At 56.5% G+C, this 230-nt stretch carries 1 protein-coding gene; it reads right to left on the reverse strand.

Translation table 11 applies throughout. The features are described 5' to 3' along the window. On the reverse strand, positions 1–230 hold a 230-nt coding region (locus ACTHS3_RS18845), incomplete at both ends, for an ABC transporter substrate-binding protein (RefSeq protein WP_440368938.1).

Consider the following 230-nt stretch of genomic DNA (forward strand, 5'->3'; position numbering starts at 1 on the left):
GTCGTCGGGCGTTTCGACTTTGGCAACGTCGCTCCAGTATATGCGGTAGAAGGGGTTGGCGGCTTTGTCTTGGGTAAGCAGGCGGAAGGAGGTGGCTACGTCTTTGGCAAGGACGGGATCGCCGTTGTGGAATTTGGCTTTCGGGTTGAGCCTGAATGTTGCCGACAGTCCGTCTTCGGCAAGTGAAAAGTCTTCCGCCAGCAGTCCGTACATGGAGAAAGGTTCGTCCC

The organism is Neisseria sp. P0009.S007 (genome assembly GCF_051962515.1).